The organism is Thalassotalea piscium (genome assembly GCF_030295935.1).
Classification (GTDB): Bacteria; Pseudomonadota; Gammaproteobacteria; order Enterobacterales; family Alteromonadaceae; genus Thalassotalea_B; species Thalassotalea_B piscium.
Window position 1 is genome coordinate 2,980,290 of the sequence record NZ_AP027362.1, and the last position, 19,214, is coordinate 2,999,503.

General features: G+C 38.2%; 19 protein-coding genes. 5 read left to right on the forward strand and 14 right to left on the reverse strand.

The genetic code is table 11. From position 1 onward, the window contains the following. Positions 1–5: 5 nt before the first annotated feature. From mraY to QUD79_RS13165, 13 genes are all read right to left on the reverse strand, one after another. Entirely contained in the window at positions 6–1,088 is a 1,083-nt protein-coding gene (mraY, locus tag QUD79_RS13105) for a phospho-N-acetylmuramoyl-pentapeptide-transferase (RefSeq protein WP_184421316.1), read from the reverse strand. Next, positions 1,088–2,485 carry a UDP-N-acetylmuramoyl-tripeptide--D-alanyl-D-alanine ligase gene (murF, locus tag QUD79_RS13110; RefSeq protein WP_184421313.1) on the reverse strand — a complete coding sequence of 466 codons (1,398 nt, stop codon included), beginning with the start codon at positions 2,483–2,485 and terminating at the stop codon, positions 1,088–1,090. Before murF ends, mraY begins: the two co-directional genes overlap by 1 nt. After that, a complete protein-coding gene (locus QUD79_RS13115; protein ID WP_184421310.1) occupies positions 2,482–4,008 on the reverse strand; it encodes a UDP-N-acetylmuramoyl-L-alanyl-D-glutamate--2,6-diaminopimelate ligase in 1,527 nt (508 codons plus the stop codon). The genes murF and QUD79_RS13115 overlap by 4 nt, the downstream gene beginning before the upstream one ends. Next, the gene (locus tag QUD79_RS13120; protein WP_184421308.1) at positions 4,001–5,797 is read right to left on the reverse strand and encodes a peptidoglycan D,D-transpeptidase FtsI family protein; all 1,797 of its coding nucleotides are present in this window, start codon (positions 5,795–5,797) and stop codon (positions 4,001–4,003) included. The genes QUD79_RS13115 and QUD79_RS13120 overlap by 8 nt, the downstream gene beginning before the upstream one ends. Then, the gene (gene ftsL / locus QUD79_RS13125) at positions 5,794–6,108 is read right to left on the reverse strand and encodes a cell division protein FtsL (protein ID WP_184421306.1); all 315 of its coding nucleotides are present in this window, start codon (positions 6,106–6,108) and stop codon (positions 5,794–5,796) included. Before ftsL ends, QUD79_RS13120 begins: the two co-directional genes overlap by 4 nt. 3 nt (positions 6,109–6,111) lie before the next feature. After that, the gene (gene rsmH / locus QUD79_RS13130; protein WP_184421303.1) at positions 6,112–7,053 is read right to left on the reverse strand and encodes a 16S rRNA (cytosine(1402)-N(4))-methyltransferase RsmH; all 942 of its coding nucleotides are present in this window, start codon (positions 7,051–7,053) and stop codon (positions 6,112–6,114) included. A 38-nt stretch (positions 7,054–7,091) separates the two neighbouring features. After that, on the reverse strand, positions 7,092–7,550 hold the full coding sequence (mraZ, locus tag QUD79_RS13135) for a division/cell wall cluster transcriptional repressor MraZ (RefSeq protein ID WP_184421300.1): 459 nt from the start codon (positions 7,548–7,550) through the stop codon (positions 7,092–7,094). Between the two features lie 759 nt (positions 7,551–8,309). After that, complete coding sequence (locus tag QUD79_RS13140) at positions 8,310–8,789, reverse strand: YcxB family protein (RefSeq protein WP_184421298.1); 480 nt, start codon at positions 8,787–8,789, stop codon at positions 8,310–8,312. 2 nt (positions 8,790–8,791) lie between these two features. After that, positions 8,792–9,820 (reverse strand): ferrochelatase, encoded by a 1,029-nt coding sequence (gene hemH / locus QUD79_RS13145; protein WP_184421295.1) that lies wholly within the window; start codon positions 9,818–9,820, stop codon positions 8,792–8,794. Between the two features lie 82 nt (positions 9,821–9,902). Beyond that, positions 9,903–11,156: a c-type cytochrome biogenesis protein CcmI gene (ccmI, locus tag QUD79_RS13150; RefSeq protein ID WP_184421293.1), complete on the reverse strand. Its 1,254-nt coding sequence runs from the start codon at positions 11,154–11,156 to the stop codon at positions 9,903–9,905. 3 nt (positions 11,157–11,159) lie between these two features. After that, positions 11,160–11,618, reverse strand: coding sequence for a cytochrome c-type biogenesis protein (locus tag QUD79_RS13155; RefSeq protein WP_184421291.1), 459 nt, complete (start codon positions 11,616–11,618; stop codon positions 11,160–11,162). A gap of 2 nt (positions 11,619–11,620) precedes the next feature. Then, on the reverse strand, positions 11,621–12,169 hold the full coding sequence (locus QUD79_RS13160; protein ID WP_184421289.1) for a DsbE family thiol:disulfide interchange protein: 549 nt from the start codon (positions 12,167–12,169) through the stop codon (positions 11,621–11,623). Positions 12,170–12,174: 5 nt separating this feature from the next. Further along, positions 12,175–14,160, reverse strand: a complete 1,986-nt coding sequence (locus tag QUD79_RS13165; RefSeq protein ID WP_184421287.1) for a heme lyase CcmF/NrfE family subunit — start codon at positions 14,158–14,160, stop codon at positions 12,175–12,177. A gap of 474 nt (positions 14,161–14,634) precedes the next feature. On the opposite strand from QUD79_RS13165, the gene ccmA reads away from it, so the two are divergent. The 5 genes from ccmA to ccmE are packed head-to-tail and all read left to right on the forward strand — an operon-like array spanning position 14,635 to position 17,481. After that, the gene (gene ccmA / locus QUD79_RS13170) at positions 14,635–15,276 is read left to right on the forward strand and encodes a cytochrome c biogenesis heme-transporting ATPase CcmA (protein WP_184421285.1); all 642 of its coding nucleotides are present in this window, start codon (positions 14,635–14,637) and stop codon (positions 15,274–15,276) included. 22 nt (positions 15,277–15,298) lie between these two features. Further along, positions 15,299–16,015 (forward strand): heme exporter protein CcmB, encoded by a 717-nt coding sequence (gene ccmB / locus QUD79_RS13175; RefSeq protein ID WP_184421282.1) that lies wholly within the window; start codon positions 15,299–15,301, stop codon positions 16,013–16,015. Between the two features lies 1 nt (position 16,016). Further along, a complete protein-coding gene (locus QUD79_RS13180) occupies positions 16,017–16,763 on the forward strand; it encodes a heme ABC transporter permease (protein ID WP_184421279.1) in 747 nt (248 codons plus the stop codon). Beyond that, on the forward strand, positions 16,763–17,002 hold the full coding sequence (ccmD, locus tag QUD79_RS13185) for a heme exporter protein CcmD (protein ID WP_184421276.1): 240 nt from the start codon (positions 16,763–16,765) through the stop codon (positions 17,000–17,002). The genes QUD79_RS13180 and ccmD overlap by 1 nt, the downstream gene beginning before the upstream one ends. Next, a complete protein-coding gene (gene ccmE / locus QUD79_RS13190; RefSeq protein ID WP_184421273.1) occupies positions 16,999–17,481 on the forward strand; it encodes a cytochrome c maturation protein CcmE in 483 nt (160 codons plus the stop codon). The genes ccmD and ccmE overlap by 4 nt, the downstream gene beginning before the upstream one ends. A 386-nt stretch (positions 17,482–17,867) precedes the next feature. On the opposite strand, the gene nagP is transcribed toward ccmE, so the two are convergent. Further along, on the reverse strand, positions 17,868–19,160 hold the full coding sequence (gene nagP / locus QUD79_RS13195) for an N-acetylglucosamine MFS transporter NagP (RefSeq protein WP_184421255.1): 1,293 nt from the start codon (positions 19,158–19,160) through the stop codon (positions 17,868–17,870). Between the last annotated feature and the right edge of the window lie 54 nt (positions 19,161–19,214).

Consider the following 19,214-nt stretch of genomic DNA (forward strand, 5'->3'; position numbering starts at 1 on the left):
TCCTGTTAACGCAATTTAAGCGTTGCTAACCCTATTAATACTAAGACCAATGAAATTATCCAAAACCGCACAATTACTCTCGGTTCTGGCCAACCTTTTAATTCGTAATGGTGATGTATTGGTGCCATTCTAAATATTCGCTGACCGCGTAATTTATAGGAACCTACCTGTAAAATAACGGAGACTGTTTCCATTACAAACACCCCCCCCATAATAAATAACACGAGTTCTTGACGAACTAATACCGCAATAACACCCAACGAAGCACCTAGTGCTAAAGAGCCAACATCGCCCATAAAAACTTGCGCGGGATAAGTGTTAAACCAGAGAAAACCTAAACCAGCTCCAACAATAGCAGTGCAAACTACTACCAGCTCGCTCGTTAGTGGTATATAAGGAATATTGAGATAGCTTGAGAAATTAACGTTACCAGTTACATAAGCAAATACGGCAAAAGCGCCCGCTACCATTATCGTGGGTACAATAGCTAATCCATCTAAGCCATCAGTTAAGTTAACTGCATTACTAGTACCTACAATAACGAAATACGCTAAAAATATATAAAGCATACCTAGTTGTGGCATTACATTTTTTACAAAAGGTAGCACTAAGGCTGTTTCTTGCGGGGATTGAGCACTAGCATATAAGAAAAAAGCCACACCCAAGCCAATAACGGTTTGCCAAAAGTACTTCCAACGTGCAATTAACCCATTAGAGTCTTTACGTACAACTTTGCGGTAGTCATCAACAAAACCAATAATGCCAAAACTCGATACCACAAAAAGTACCACCCAAACATATCTATTGCTCAAATCAGCCCAAAGCAATACGCTGATAACGATTGCAGCTAAAATTAATATTCCGCCCATAGTCGGCGTACCTGACTTTGATAAGTGACTTTCAGGGCCGTCGTCTCTTACTGTTTGTCCGATCTGCATTTTTTGTAATGCTCTGATCAATTTAGGACCAAAAAATAACGCTAAACCTAACGCTGTTAATGTAGAGACTATTGCTCTAAACGTTAAATACGAGAAAACATTAAAAAAGCTATAGTATTGGGTTAAATATTCGCCTAACCAAAGTAACATTAGACTTTCTCCTCTGTTACTGGGTTTTCACACCACTGTATAATATCGTTTACTACATATTCCATGTGAGCACTGCGTGAGCCTTTCACAAGAATTGATACTTGCTGCTCTTCATCGGTAAGCAACGACTTTAATTGTGTCATTAGTGGTGTTCTTTCACTAAAATGATACGCTTTTTTACCTGACTTTTGATTATAACCATCTGATGTACTTTGGCTTAACACACCAAGTGTTAATAAGTCATCCACTTTGCAAGTTGCGGCGTGTTCACCTACTTCTTGATGATACGTGCGCGCATTAGCCCCTAACTCTCCCATATCACCAATAATTAAAATGCGACGACCAGGGTAACTTGCGAGCAACTCTGTAGCGGCTTTTATAGACTCAACATTAGCATTATAAGTATCGTCGATTAGTTTAATATTATTAGGCAAGTGATGAAGGTTTAAACGCCCTTTTACTGGTGCCATTTCAGCTAAGCCTAAGCGAATATCATCTAAACTGGCACCAAACTCTAAGGCAATAGTTGCTGCTGCAACTGCATTACACACGTTATGTTTGCCAGGTACTGTTAATTCGATATAAACATTACCAACATGAGTATTTAACTTGAACGTAGCACAGCCATCTTCATTTAAAATGATATTAGCGCTATAACAGTCAGACTCGTCAACACATGAAAAACGGCGAACATCTTTATCAACTAATCGCCATTGCCATTTGTTGGCATAACGACAGTCTTTGTTGTAAATAGCAACGCCATTAGTTTTCAGGCCTTCAAAAATCTCACCTTTTGCGCGTGCAACACCGCAAAGATCACCAAAGCCTTCCAAATGAGCTGCAGCAATATTGTTAATAATGGCAACATCTGGTTGCACTAATGTAGAAGTATATGCAATTTCACCCATATGGTTGGCACCGAGTTCAATCACGGCATAGTCATGGGCAGTGTCAAGACGCAATAAAGTTAAAGGCACACCAATATCATTATTAAAATTACCCTGTGTGGCCAAAACATTACCTAAACGTGACAAAATTGCGGCGACCATTTCTTTTACCGTTGTTTTGCCGCTACTACCCGTTATACCAACTACTTTTAATGATAACTGAGAACGTACGAATGCACCGAGCATTCCTAATGCTTTATGGGTATCAGCCACAATGATTTGTGGCACATTGACATTACATTGGTGGTCAACAATTAGAGCGCTACAGCCTTTATCAACAACCTGTTCAATAAAACGATGACCATCGAAGTTAGCGCCTTTAAGGGCCAAAAACAGATCGTTTACTAATAATGTTCTGCTGTCGGTGGTAACTTGGTTAATGGTAATATCTTGGCCAATTAATTGCCCGTCTAGCGCATGTGCAATTTCAGATAAGCGTAATGGGATCATATCAAAGTCTCGCTTAAATAAAGTTGTTTAACTAAAGCGCGTTCATCGTATGGCACTTTTTCTGTACCGATAACGACATAGTTCTCATGCCCTTTACCTGCTAACAAGACAACATCGCCCGCTTTAGCTGATTTTATTGTTTGCTCAACGGCTAATTGTCGGTTTAATTCAATTGTAATTTCAGCTGTATTTTTACACCCAGCTAAAATATCGTTAATTATATTTTGAGGCTGTTCAGTACGCGGATTATCATTAGTAAGCACAATCTTATCAGCCATTTGCTGCGCTACCTGCCCCATTAATGGGCGCTTACCTTTATCACGGTCGCCGCCACAGCCAAATACTACCCATAACTGACCTTTGCAGTGCTGACGACAAGCCTGTAATGCATTTTTTAACCCGTCAGGCGTATGTGCATAATCAACCACTGTTGTTGGTGCGTTTTTGTTGAAATAAGCTTCCATACGCCCAGTTATTGGTGTTAATAAAGAAACCGCTGAAGCCACTTCAGTTAATCTCACGTTATTAGCCATAAGTACCGCAATAGCCGCAAGTAAGTTGTCAATATTAAAATCACCCAATAGTGGACTTTGAATTTCAATTTCACCAAGATGCGTGCTTAAGGTAAAGCAAGCGCCTTTCTGGCTGTGGCTAATATCGCTTGCTTTGGCATATGCTACATATTGGGTTATAAGATCGCTACGCCCGTATACAATTACAGGCTGAGACGCTGGCCAATTACTTAGCCACTTTGATGCTTGATTATCATCACCATTGATTATTGCAATTTGATCAGCTTGCTGAGTAAATATTTGATATTTTGTTTCTGCGTAGCTTTCCATAGTGCCGTGATAGTCAAGATGATCACGTGATAAGTTTGAAAACACCGCTATATCGAATAATTCGCCACTCACACGCTTTTGTGCAAGTGCATGTGACGACACTTCCATTGCTACATGCGTTATCTTTTCTTGCTCAAACGACTTTAACCAAGTTACTAGTTCGGTTGAGCCTGGCGTTGTATTTTCAATTTCCGTAAGTGCATCAACCAAACCTGCACCATTAGTACCAATAACTGCACAAGGCTTGTTTAACGTTGAGAGTAATTTAGCGGTAAGTTGGCTTATGCTCGTTTTACCATTAGTACCTGTAATGCCAATAAGTTGAAGCTTACGTTGCGGGTAATTATAAAACTGGCTCGCAAGATCAAATAAATGTTGGTTTAATTGAAAAATATTAATGATTAATATACTACTACCATTTGCTGTAGTGACAGTTTCAATTTCACCATGACCTTGTTCGCTTTCGCACTCTGCAATTATTAGCGCAACATTTTGTGCTAATGCTTGAGGGATAAATTTTCGACCATTAATTTGAGAACCAATAACAGCACAGAAAACATCGCCCATTACAAGTTGGCGACTGTCATTAACCAGTTTGCTTGTTGCATTCAGTACAATTGTTTCGGCAACAGTAATAGCAAAGTGAGTTAAAGCGTTATTAATAGGATGAGAGTTATGCATCAGTTAACTCCCCTTTTTGATTTTTATTCAATACCTCAGTAGTTGAAATGGCGCCTTGGCCTAGTACAACAGTTTGGCTATTAGCATCTGGTGCAATATTCAGTAGTCGCAATGCGCCTTTCATCACTCGGGAGAATACCGGCGCAGCAACTTCACCACCATGGTATAAATCACCACCAGGTTCATTGATAACAACTACAACTGCAATTTCTGGATGTGAAATTGGCCCAATACCAGAAAACAAGCCAACATAATCATTACCATACCCCCCAGCCATCGCTTTAAAAGCGGTACCTGTTTTTCCACCAACGCGATAGCCTTCTACTTTGGCTCGTTTAACATGTTCATCAACCACAGATTCAAGCATGTTAACTACCGCTAAGCTATTTTTCTGTGAAAACACACGTTCGCTGTCTTCAACAGAAATTACATTAGTGTCTTTATCGCGTTTTAATATAGTCAGTGCTGTTTTAATACCGCCATTGGCTAAGGTCGAATAAAACCTAGCAAGTTGTAACGGTGTAGTAGCAACCCCCATTCCATAAGAAAGCGTGGCCAATTCAAACTGTGACCAACGTTGGCGTTGGTGCATAATGCCGCTACTCTCTCCCATCAACTCAATACCTGTTTGCTCGCCAAACCCTGCTTCAAAAAACTTATCAAGAAAAAAATCTTTTGGTAATGATAACGCTAACTTAGACGTTCCCATGTTTGAGCTTTGAATTAATATATCTTCTGGCGACATTTTACCGCGATTAATTGGGTCGCTTATTCTTCTTCCACCAATACGCATCCAACCAGGGCTTGTATCTATCATGCTGTTAGCTTTTACTTCACCAAATTCTAAAGCTGATAATACCGTTAACGGTTTCATCGCTGAGCCGGGCTCGTAGAAATCAGTTATCGCACGGTTTCGTAGCCTATGCACTGCAACACCAGATCGGTTATTGGGGTTGTATGAAGGGCTATTAACTAGCGCTAACACTTCACCTGTATGTACATTAGTAACAACAACAGAACCAGATGTTGCTTTGAACGCTCGAACTGCGCCCTTTAACTCTTTATAAGCAAGAGCTTGTATACGTTGATCAATACTAAGTACTAGATCTTTAGGAGGACTAGATTCAATATCCTCAATTATTTCAACTGGATTGCCTTTAGCATCTTTTCTATAGCGTTTTTTGCCACTTTCACCGGTCAGTAGCTTGTTATAAACACTCTCAATGCCCTCAATACCTTGATCGTCTATATCAGTAAAACCAACAACATGCGCACTTATCTCACCCGTTGGGTAAAAGCGTTTAGACTCTTTTCGCAGAAATATACCAGGAATTTTAAGCTGTTTTATATAAGTAGCCATTGCTGGAGACAGTTGACGTTCTACATAAACAAATCGACGGCGAGGATTTTCAGTAATACGATTCTTTAACTCTATTACATTTTGATCCAGTACATCTGCTAATGCTTGCCAATGTTCAACCATTGCTAAACCATTTTGTTCAATAACGGTTTTCGGATCAGCCCATACTGTTTGAACAGGTACACTAACGGCAAGTTCGTCACCATTGCGGTCAACTATTGCACCTCTATGTACTTCATTTTCAGAAATGCGTAATGAACGTAAGTCGCCCTGCTGTTTCAACATATCAGGCTCTACAACTTGTATATAAGCCGAACGAGCCGCTAAGCTAACATAAATTAACACCACAACAGAAAGCACAACGTAAAAACGCCATGCTACTGTTTTTGGTTTGTAATTTATTGCTTTTTTGCTCACGTTGTTACTCATTTTATTTTAATAATGATTTCAGAATCTACGCTTGGGCGTTTCATTTGAAGTCGATTTTTTGCCTTACTTTCAATTGTGCTGTGTTCAGCTAAGCTGTTTTGCTCAAGTAATAAATTGCGCCACTCAACATCTAATTCATCACGGTCTGTTAACAAGTTTTCCAACTTAACTGTTGTTTGACGATTTAAATGGGTTAAGTAAATAACCGAAAATGCCGACGCAACAACCATCAGCAACAACACATAAACTAAAAAATGACGCTGAATGTCATGCCAGATATCGAATGCTAGCACGACCTTTTTTGTCGCCATTACTTAATCAGCCAACCTTTGTGCGACGCGCATTACAGAACTACGCGAGCGCACGTTATCTTCTACTTCTTGTAGAGACGGTTTTAATTTTCTACCCACTAAACTCAGTTTTTTTCCTTTGTTTAATTCAGCCTCACTCATAGGAAAACCTCTTGGTACTTGCTTACCTTGTGAATGCTTTTTCATAAATTGTTTAACCATGCGGTCTTCAAGCGAATGAAAACTGATCACCACTAAACGTCCACCCTCTTTAAGCACATCTAACGATGCAGCTAGAGCCTTTTCTATTTGCTCTAACTCGCTATTAATATAAATTCTAATGGCTTGAAAAGAGCGGGTAGCAGGGTGTTTTTTTATTTCTCTTTGCGGTGCTGTTTTTTTAATTAACGCAGCCAATTCACCGGTACGAGTTAACGGAAACTCTTCACGAGTATCAACAATGGCATTCGCAATACGCCATGCATGTTTTTCCTCACCAAAAGTTTTTAATACCCAGCTAATATCTTCTACATCTGCCTTTGCTAACCATTGTGCAGCTGTTTGCCCTTTAGTAATGTCCATACGCATATCAAGCGGGCCATCATTCATAAAGCTAAAACCACGTTCAGCTTCATCAAGTTGTGGCGACGAAACTCCTAAATCCATTAAAACACCGTCTACCTGACCTTTTAGGCCAAGCTTTTCAGCAATAGCATCTAGTTCAGCAAACCCTTGGTGCTCAATTGAAAACCGCGCATCATCAGCAAATTTTTCCGCTGCTTTAATTGCACTGAGATCTCTGTCGATGGCAATAAGTCTGCCATGTTCTGAAAGTTGAGAGAGAATTAGTCCCGAATGGCCGCCGCGACCGAAGGTGCAGTCGATATATATACCGTCTGGGTTGATCGAGAGTCCGGTAATTGCTTCGTCAAGCAATACCGAAATGTGAGACTTATCTTTTTGCATTTGAATAAACGCCATTTTTTAATAAAAATTTTTGTTTGTTATAAGGACAGATCAAGTAATCGTTCTGTAAGCTCTATTTCACCTGACTGTATTTTCGCAATGCCTTGCTGCATCTGCTCTTGCCACGCGCTTTCGCTCCAAATTTCAAATTTCTTTAGTTGCCCTACTAGCATAATATTTTTTTCTAAGCTGGCATGTTGTCTTAACGGACCATTAATTAATAAGCGGCCACTCTTATCAATTTCACAGTCTGATGCATTACCTAATAATACTTGCTGTAGTATTCGCTCTTGTGGATTCATACTTGATAACCCACAAAGCTTTAGTTCGATTTCTTCCCATTCAGGAAGTGGGTAAAGGAGTAAACAAGGGTGTTGAATATCAACTGTACAGACCATTTTTCCTTGGCAATCGGCAAATAGCTCCTCGCGGTACCTTGTAGGTATCGTGATTCTATTTTTAGTATCAAGCGTAATTGCGCTAGTGCCTCTGAACATAACCTTATTTTTATAATTGAATCTTTAAGATCCACTATTTCCCACTTTTTTCCACATTGTTACAGTTTAGTGAGTAAAGTGAAGTGATGTCAAGCAATGATTTACTAATTTGAGTAGCGTGATCACTACTAAAATTAAGGCTTTTAAGGAAGTTGATGAAATTGTGGGGTTTTGTGGAAGTCTGTCCCTAAAAATAACGGTTTTTTCGATTTAAATGATTTATTGTTGAAAATTCATACCATAAAAAGTCAAATAATCCCTACTCTGGTCATCTAAGTGCAAAAGCAGTTGTTGATATTCATTTCACTGATATGAGATTGCTTTGGAGCGTGTTGGTCTATGATTTGGCAACCGTTAGTTTGATATTTGTACTAGGCACCACTTTTGCCATTAAGTTAATCTGACCTGAACTCGGGATAATAGATGTACGTTTAACGCGTATAAAAGCCATACTTTGCAATATTTTAGATTATTTCGTCCTCCTGCATTGTCCACATAAGATACATCCATGTAGCGATAATTATAAAATAAATAACGCAGTAGTTGATTGTTTTAACCAGTAGAAATGATCACATAATTAGTGAGATTGGTATAACACAGATACGCATAAAAATCGTAGCTTTGGTGTACTTAGCTTATCTCGAATTCAGGTTATTCTACTCAGTAAAATGCTAACAGTATAGAAATATCAGAAATACGCTCGTGGCCCTTTGGATTTATACCACAAAAATCAACAGGCTCTAGCCAGATTTTAACGTATCAAAATCTACTCTCTGCTGACTTTTGTATTAAACGTTTATTAATATCATCATTCAAATGCTGTTTTGATATATAGGTTCGCCCTTCATTATGAATAATTATCCAGCCTTTTGAAGTCTCTGTTAACCCGGTTATTGCGTTCCAGGCGATAGTTTGTTCATGGTAGAAAGATTTTGTATGAATATTGACTTCGTCGATGGTTAAATCAACATCACCTTTAGCTGCACGACTTAACATTTGTCGCATAACCCACCAAGGCTTTCGATAGTATTGTGCTATGGCCTCAACAACGCCTAAAGAAAATATAAACCAAGCAGCGTATTGGTTTATTTCGCTAAAAAGTACTAGCGCGCCGCCTAGTATTAGTAATATTGCGGCTTTTAAATAAGCTTGATGAAATGCTAATGGCGCAACTGACTGTTCAAAACATTCTTGGTAATAAGGTTTATCTAAAGCAAAACGCTTTTTATATACTGTCATTTTTATTTGTCATTAACGGGTAAGTGCTGTTCAACAATATCTAACACCATTTGGCAATGGTCGTCGCGATCATTTAAAGCACCTATGTAATGATACTCTTCACCACCTGCCTCAATAAAAGTTTCTTTATTTTCGTGGGCGAGTTCTTCAAGCGTTTCTAAGCAGTCAGCGCTGAAAGCAGGGCTAATAATAGCAACATGTTTATTTCCTTGCTGAGCGAGTGTCTCCAATGTTTCGTCGGTGTAGGGTTTTAACCATTCTGCTTTACCAAAACGTGACTGGAAACTCATAATATAATCGCCTTCTTGCCAACCTAATTCTGCTATAAGTAAACGTGTGGTTTTATGACAAAAACAATAATATGGGTCACCTTGATCTAAAAAGAGCTTAGGCATGCCATGATAAGATAATACGAACTTATCTGGCTTACCAAATTGAGCAACATGCTCATTCACACTATTAGCTAATGCTTTTATGTAAAGCGGATGATCATGATAACTACTAATAAAGTGAATTGACGGTATCCAGCGCCACGTTTTAACTGAATTAAATACCGCATCAAAAGTCGACCCGGTAGTTGGTCCAGCATATTGTGGATAAAGCGGTAATACAATTATGTTTTGCACGCCTTGTTGTTGGAAGTTATCTAACGCTTTACTAATACTGGGCTCACCATATCGCATTGCTAAATCCACAACGACTTCGTCTTGATATTTGGCGCTAATTGCTTGATTGACCTTGTTGGTTAAGGCTTTACCGATCACCAGTAAAGGAGAGCCTTCCTCTGTCCAAATAGTCTCGTAGAGCTTAGCTGATTTTTTAGGCCGAATTCGTAAAATAATGCCATGTAAAATCATCAGCCAAATTAATCGAGGAATTTCTACTACACGTGGATCAGATAGAAACTCACGAAGGTATGTGCGTAACGCTTTTGCTGTAGGTGCTTCAGGCGTACCCAAGTTAGTCAGTAAAATTGCTGTTTTTGCTTTTGTTTGATGAATACTTTTAGTACGACCTAAAAACCGTGACATGAATTAACTACCTTTTATAGTCTTATCTACTTTAAATTTTCTTCCCCACGCTAAATAAAGTAACGTGGGGTATATATATTACTTACTCAACGACTTTATCGATCACTAACGAGTGAGTTTTGTCATTCGTTACATCAACATTCGTTATTTCAGCTTTAAAGTCGCCAGATTTAATACCTGCACCGCCATCAAGAGACACTATTGCATATAAGTGTACTGTAGTGGCATCACTCAATTTAGCTTGAGGTGTCATTGCATTAGCGTCTGTTAGTGTTACCTCTACTGGTAAGTCGCTAGTTTTCAGTTTAATCGCAGCAAGCGGCATACGTGGCCCCTGCGTTGGTATTGCATAAATAAAGACTACTTTATCTTCACTCTGTGCTAACTGCTCTTCAAGGCTTGCTGATAAGCTCACGCTAACCGTTACTTTGGTATCGTTTACTGCACTAGTATCAGAAGCAGGGGTTTGGCTTAGCATCATACGATTTTTAGCTTCACCAATTGCTTGTTTAAGCGCTTCTACATTGACATTACTTCTATTATCGTCAACGACTATCTGCCAAAAGCCAATCGCTTCTTGAAAGTTTTGCTCTAAAAAGCTGTTCATTCCTAACAAGATATTAGTTGACGGGTCTTTAGCGTCAATACTTAATGCCTTATCAATAAAACCCTTAACTTCAGCTGTTAGTTTTTGTTGGTCCTTATAATAACTCGCCTGCGCTTTTGCCCCATAGATATCTGCTTTCTCACCTTCAAGTGTCATTACTTTATCAAAAGCTGCTTGTGCTTGGTCAAATTGGCGCGTGCCAACAAGGCCTTGGCCATAGCTATACCATAAGTCGGCATTCTCAGGATCTTTATCCAGTTCTGCTTTTATCTTTTGTAGTTCAACAAATGCAGCTTGTTCTGCACTTAATTGCTCGTTGTCCGCGCTCATTTTTGGTGTGCTTGACACTAATTGGTAGGCACCATGCTGCTGATAATAATATGCACTAAAAGCAACAATAAAAATCGACAAACCTATTGGCCAAAGTATTGATAATCGTTTGGCTTTCGCGTCTATCGTATTTTTTTCAGACTCGTTTTTTTCAATATCTTGTAATAAGCTCTGATCAAGTTCTGCTAATAAATATCCATAGCTTTCTTGATCTATGTTGCCTTGGGAAAAGTCTTTTTCAATTTCAGCTTTATGCTCATGATAAAGCCTAACATTGATTTCATCTCGAAGGCTATTATCAGCTTTTTCAGGCTGCTTTCCTTGTCTGATAAAGTGTAACCATACAACTAATAAAGTAAGCGCAATAAAAATTAAAGCAATTATAAAAAATTCAGGCATGAGTTATTTGTCTTTTAGTATTTGTTCAAGTTTATTTTTTTGGGCAGTTGATAACTGCTGTGGCTGTTTTTTCTTGGCGCTGTTTTTTAATACAAACATTACGATCACTACACCAATAAACAATAAAATAGCCGGACCAAACCATAGAATATACGTTAAAGCAGAGAATTTAGGACGATACAGTACAAATTCACCATAACGCTCCACCATAAAGTCTACAATTTCTCCATCAGACTTATTTAACTGTAACAGTTCATAAACTTCGCGGCGTAAATCTGCAGCAATAGGCGAGTTTGAATCAGCTAAGTTTTGATTTTGACATTTCGGACAACGAAGCTCTTTTACTAATGCGTTATAACGTATTTGAGTCACTTCGTCATCGAAGGTGTAGGTATCAGAAGTAAAAGCCGACACATTAAATGCAAATATAATTGACGCTATAAAAATGACTAAACGATTCATGATCAGCTAATTCCTTGATTTTCTTTTTCAAGTATTTCGATTAACGGCAAAAACTTATCTTTCCATACTTTTGCATCGATAGGACCAACGTGTTTCATACGGATAACGCCAGCTTGGTCAATAACGAAAGTTTCAGGTGCTGCAGTAACCCCTAGTTCAATACCCAACTTTCCAAGATCATCAAAAATTGAGAATATATAAGGGTTTTCGTAATCACTAAGCCACTGCGTTGCATCTGCTCTATCGTCTTTGTAGTTGAGCCCATAAAGTGAAACGCGGCCACCTTTTGCTATATCAACTAGGTATGGATGTTCATATTTACAATATACACACCAAGTACCCCAAACATTTAATAGCACTATCTGACCTTTAAGATCTTGCTCTGTTAATGTAACTTCAGGATTTAGTAATTGTGTTAACTCAAAGCTCGGCATTTTTTTATCAATTAACGCGGAGGGCAATTCCTGTGGGTTAAGCGACAACCCTCTATATAACACTGCTCCTAGCGCAATAAATAAAATTAGAGGAATTAAACGAATCAATTTATTCATGAAGTTTAGCTCTCCGCTTCAATTTTTAAAGTTACTGATGAATTACTCTCTTCAACCGTTGTTGATTTACGTCGACGATAACGTTTGTCAGCCATTGCGAAAAGGCCACCAATACCCATAAATATGGCACCTAGCCAAATCCAACGAACAAACGGTTTGTAGTGAATTCGAATTGCCCATGCGTTATCAGGTAATGGGTCGCCTAAGGCAACATATAAGTCCCTAAACAATCCAGGGTCAATTCCCGCTTCAGTCATTCCCATGGTTTGCACTAAATAGGTACGACGCTCAGGTTTAAGTGTGCTAACGTAATTTTCGTTTAGGTAGACCTCAATTTGTCCTTGGTCAGCAGAGTAGTTAGGGCCTTGTACGGGTTTTATTCCCTTATAAACAAAGTCATATCCAGCAACATTTACGCTATCGTTGATAAACATTTTAACGTTAACTTCTTTCTCATACATCGATACTATGGTTATACCAACAATAGTAACAGCAATGCCCATATGAGCAATTGTCATACCCCATTGGCTTAGCCCAACATTTCGGATGTCGTATCCTTTTGCTTTTTTAGCTTGGTTTCTAAAGTCTTTAATTACCACTAAGCTTACCCAGAAGGCTAAGGTCATTCCCATAGCAACGAGCCAATTAAACTCTCCACCATAAATAACGGGGAATAATAAACCCAGTATTAAACTAATAACCGACGGCTTGCTAATTTGTTTTCTTAGCTCACCTTTTTTAGCTTTTTTCCAGCGGATAAGTGGTCCAATACCCATAATTAAAAATAAACAGCTCATAATAGGAATAAAAACCGCATTAAAATATGGAGGACCAACCGAGATTTTACCTAAGCCAAAAGCATCCACAATAAGTGGATAAATAGTACCAAGTAACACGGTTACTGCTGCTACAACTAAGATAATATTCGCAACCAATAGAGCCGTTTCACGCGAATAAAAAGCAAAGCGGCTAAAGCTAGAAACATTTGACGCGCGAAAAGCATAAAGTATTAGTGAACCACCAACGGCAATAGCAAGTAACATTAAAATAAATGAACCTCGCGTTGGATCTGATGCGAAAGAGTGCACCGAGGTGATCACACCTGAACGAACTAAGAATGTCCCAAGCAAGCTCAAGCTAAATGCAAATATTGCCAGTAAAACGGTCCAGTTTCTAAAAGCCCCCCGTTTTTCAGTAACAGCCAATGAATGTAATAGTGCAGTACCTACTAACCATGGCATAAAAGAGGCGTTTTCAACTGGATCCCAGAACCACCAACCGCCCCAACCAAGTTCGTAGTATGCCCACCAACTACCTAACGCAATACCTAAGGTTAAAAATATCCATGCTGCAGTTACCCAAGGTCTAGCCCAGCGAGCCCATGCAGAGTCTAATTTTCCCGCCATTAAAGCCGCAATAGCAAAAGCAAATGCGACAGAAAAACCAACATAACCCAAATATAGCATTGGCGGATGAATAATTAAGCCAACGTCTTGCAATAACGGGTTTAAGTCACGCCCTTCGCTAGGCACAACTGGCCATAATCTATCGAATGGGTTTGAAGTTAATAATGTAAAAAGCATAAAGCCAACAGCAACCATGCCTAATACCGCTAATACTCGAGCAATAAAAGCGTCATCAATACCTTTGCTGTATTTGCCAACTGCTGCGGTCCAAGCTGTTAAAGAAAATACCCATAGTAATAAAGAACCTTCATGTCCCCCCCAAACCGCACTTATTTTAAAATAATAAGGTAAATGCGAGTTAGAGTGACTAGCGATGTATCGTACTGAAAAGTCATCAATTACGAAACTATAGCCTAGAATAATAATACTGATAGAGGTAAACGCAAACATACCAAAGGTTAGCGGCTTAGCGTATCGCGTAAGTTGTGCATGATTAGTATGCACACCAATGAGGGGAATTATGCTTAAGCAAATAGCAAAAGCGAGTCCAATAACTAAGGCGAAATGCCCTAACTCAGGTATCATAAAGGTCTCCGAATTCTATATAATAACAACATAGAAAACTTTAGTATTAATTTTGCTCTCAAATGAAAAGATATGAGATCGTAAAAAGTGCAGCAATTCTAGCATTGTTTTAATAATTTTTAAGCAATGTAATTATTTCTTACATAATAATCATTAAGGTTATTGATTATTCGCAATAAACGTCTACATAGCAAAGAATAAAGAGGCTTTAGCCAAATTATAATAACAATGCTTGTTGGATATAACTAAGACATTATCCGTTATAATGTGCAATAAACACATAACGAAGCAAAGGTCCTATATAAATATTCAACTAAATTACAATAATTCCTATTATCAAGGCAAAAGTCTTGATAGGCGAATGATAGGATATTTTGTTTTTCTATAGTAGGATCAAGATCAATAAAATTAAGCTTATGTGTTGTAGAATTACCTCATTCATAATCTTTCGCTAATAATTAAAACATAATATTCATGCCAACAACTCCAACAGCGTTATTAACAGCAAAGCAACTAACTTGTATTAGAGAAGAACGTATTTTATTTGAAGCACTTTCTTTTACTATTAATCCTGGTGATATTGTACAAGTTGAAGGGCCAAACGGTGCTGGAAAAACGAGTTTATTGAGGATTTTAGCTGGCCTTTCATCTCCCTATGAAGGTGACGTTTATTTTAAACAACACAAAATTACAAATGTACAAGATACCTATCATCAAAACCTTTTATACTTGGGGCACCTACCTGGTGTTAAAGGTGAAATGACCGCCCAAGAAAACCTTGAATTTAATTTAGCGCTAAGTGGACTTGAAAGTATTTGTGCAGAAGAAACATTAGCCGAGGTTAGTTTATTAGGTTTTGAAGATGCGCTTGCAAGTCACTTAAGTGCTGGTCAGCACCGCAGAATAGCCTTAGCCAAATTATGGCAAAGCACAGCACCTATATGGATTTTAGACGAGCCATTTACTGCTATTGATAAAGTAGGTGTAAAAAAAATAGAACAACTATTTATTGATCATGCAAAACGAGGAGGGTGTGTTATTTTAACCACTCACCAAGACTTATCTTTAGCACCTTCGTTATTTAGAAAAATAACGCTCGAATATCGTTTTTTCTAAATAGGGTATTACCGGCTAACTCATGAATAATTTAACTAACCAAGCACATTTAACAACAAAAAGTTTATCTTATAGCAAGGCATTTTTATTAGTGTTTAAGCGCGACATTACTATCGCCTTACGCCACAAAGACGACATTGTTAACCCCTTATTATTTTTTATTATTGTGATCACACTTTTTCCATTGGGCATAGGTCCAGAGCCAAATACTTTAGCACGAATAGCACCAGGTATTATTTGGGTAGCCGCTTTATTAGCCTCTTTATTATCGCTTGATAGATTGTTTAAATCAGATTACAACGATGGTTCACTAGAACAATTATTATTAAGCCCTAATCCTGTTTTTATTTTAGTACTTGGTAAAATTGCTGCACACTGGTTGTTAACTGGTGTACCGCTTATTATTGTAGCGCCTTTACTTGCTGTATTATTACATTTAGATGAAAACAGCTATGGTGCTTTATTTTTAACTTTATTAATTGGAACACCAATATTAAGTTTCATTGGTGCGATTGGCGTAGCATTAACAGTGGGCATAAAAAAAGGCGGGGTTTTGTTAAGTTTATTGATCTTACCTTTATATATTCCTGTACTGATATTTGCTACCAGTGCGATCGATACCGCTGCAATGAACTTACCCTATAGCGGTCAACTTGCTATAATTGGAGCATTACTTATTGGTTCCTTAACTCTAGCACCATTAGCAGTATCTGCTGCATTAAAAGTGAGTACAAACTAACATGTGGAAATGGCTACATCCTTATGCAAACCCTGAAGTGTCATATCACTTTACAGGTAAATTAATTCCTTGGTTTAAGCTGCTAACAACTGTGCTTATGTGCATAGGATTAGTATGGGTTTTACTTTTTGTACCTGCAGATTATCAACAAGGTGATAGTTTTAGAATTTTTTATATTCACGTACCTACCGCTATTCTTTCTTTAAGCATATACACAACCATGGCTGTAATTGCTTTTTGTGGCTTAGTATGGCAATTAAAATTAGCTGATGCGTCAGTTGCTGCCATTGCTCCTGTTGGCGCAGTATTTACCGCTATAGCCTTAATTACAGGAGCTGCATGGGGAAGACCTACCTGGGGAACATGGTGGATTTGGGATGCGCGTTTAACTTCAGAACTTATATTACTCTTTTTATACCTTGGTGTTATCGCTCTGCATAGCTCGTTTAGTGATAAAAACCAAGGGGGTAAAGCAGCCAGTATATTAACATTAGTTGGTGTGGTTAATATCCCAATTATTAAATACTCTGTTGAGTGGTGGAATACGCTTCATCAAGGACAAACGGTGACCAAGCTTGGCGCACCATCAATGTCTTCAGAAATGTATTGGCCATTTGTGGTGTGCTTTTTTGGCTTTGTTTTTTTTGTTGGTTGGATAGTATCGATACGCTTTCGTACTGAAGTATTAGCGCGCAACGCAATGCGACCTTGGGTTAAAGAATTAGTTGAACAAAGAGAGTCTAAATAATGCAATTTACTAATATAAATGACTTTATTGCGATGGGAAATCATGGATTTTATGTTTGGTTATCTTTTGGGATCACTTTTGCTTTATTAATTGGTTTAATCTATTCAAGCAAACAAAAAGATAAACAAGTTAAACAAAACATACTAAAACGCCAACTACGCGAACAAAAATTAAAGCAAGCTGCTAAAATGCAGCAACAATCTGTATCTACTCGTAAATCTGAAGAGGTTATATCATGAATCCACGTCGTAAAAAGCGACTGACTATCGTTATTGCTGTTATTGCCGCTATTGGTGTGATCACAGGCTTAGTACTTTATGCATTAAGTCAAAACATTGATCTATTCTATACCCCTAGTGAAATTGTCAACGGTAAAGATGATTCAGGTATAAAGCCAATTATAGGCCAACGTATTCGTGTTGGTGGCTTAGTTGTGCCAGGCAGTGTTAAACGTGATCCAAATAACTTAAAAGTACAATTTGACCTCACTAACAAAGGTGAAACTGTCACTATTAAGTTTGATGGTATTTTGCCTGACTTATTCCGCGAAGGCCAAGGTATTATTGCCAATGGCACCTTAACAGAGCCTAAATTACTGACAGCAAGTGAAGTACTTGCTAAGCATGATGAGAACTACATGCCTAAGGAAATTGCAGACTCTTTAGGTGAAGGTCATGAAATGCCAACATATAGCGAAGAACAATTAAATAACGGTTAAAACCTGGGTTTCAGTCTGTTGATTATGGCAGTTAATACCAACCTACAATATAACTTTAATTTTGTAGGTTGGCCTTTGCCGCCAAGGATGGCGGTAGTAGGGTGATTTAGGAGCAATTACCGATAAGGCCATCAACGATACTCAAACTTACTTCTTTTGTCGGCATAAATACCGACCTACAACCCACTCCCGCTTTGTAGGTTGGCTTTGAGGCCATCATCTTACTTTATTAAAAGATAAAAACCTAGATGCAAGATCTAGGGTCGATCAACTTAGATCGTTCAACACGCCCTAGTGAGATATTTTACTTTTAAAGTTATTTATTGTCGCTAACATCTACTTATTTTATAACCGTTAACCTTGTTTAACTGCTAATGTTTGTTAAGTTATTTCCAAGACTTCATTTTATGGCCCTTAACGGCATAAAATAGTATAAATATATAGCAAGGTAACATAACAACATAAGCCCCTTGTTGACCTAGCGATGTACCACTTGCTAACCCCCAAAACAATGGCCCAAACGCACCACCTGCAATTCCCATAATTAGTAATGCTGAACCCGTGCTAGTCAGTAGTCCTAAACCAGACAATGCTAAAGGCCATACAGCAGGCCATACAATTGCATTAGCTAAACCTAAGAAAGCGATAAGTATCAAGGTATCAGGTAGTTGTGCACCACCAAAAGGTACCAACAATGCATTAGCGATAACAAATGAAGTACTATCGCCAAAAATAATTAACACTGTGAGTAAAATACCCAAAATAGCTGAGATGGTTAATGCTGTAGGTTGAGAGATAAACCGAGGAATAGTAATAATGCCTAAAGTATAACCAAGCACCATGCAGATCATAGTATACGAGGTCATTACTGCATAGTTTTCAATACCTAAGGAAAGAGCAAAAGTACCAATGGTATCACCAGCGATAACCTCTACAGCAACATAAAAAAATAATGCGATAACACCCAAAAACAAACTTGGAACAGATAAGGCGGCTTTAAGTTGTCCTTCACCTCTGCTTTCTTTATCTTCTTGAATTAACTCTGGCAATGGTGATTTTTTTACCGCTAAAGCTAATAAACCAATAAATACCGCCATACCTAAATAGGGTAAAACTAACCCATTTGCCATTTCATCAATCTTTACTTGAGTAAGCTCTGTGCCAACGGTGCCAGTAAAATTACTCAGAATTAGTGCAGTAAATACCATAGGTGCTACCACACCAGCGCCTTTATTTAAAATGCCCATAACACTTACACGAGCGGCTGCAGATTCTTCAGGTCCAATGCGAACAACATAAGGGTTAACCGCAGTTTGTAATAATGTTTGGCCTGTCCCCATAATCAATTGCGCTAACAAAAACAAAGCAAAAATTTGAGTTTTAGCCGCAGGAATAAATAGTAACCCTGCAACCATCATTACGCCCATCCCAAGTGCCATACCATTTTTATAGCCTACTTTACGAATAACCCAAGCTGATGGTAATGCGGTAAATGTGACGGCAATATAAAATGAAAAAATAATTAATGATGCCTGAAATGGCGATAATTGTAGTATTTGTTTTAAATAAGGCATTAACGAACCGTTTAACCAGGTTGCAAAACCCAAAATAAAAAAGAGTACAGCAACTATGGCCATCGGCAGTACGCTGCTATGCTTTTTCTCGTTTGTTATTGTCATGTTCATTACTTCCCCATCTATTGCTTTATTGTTATATTTTTATATAGTAATTTT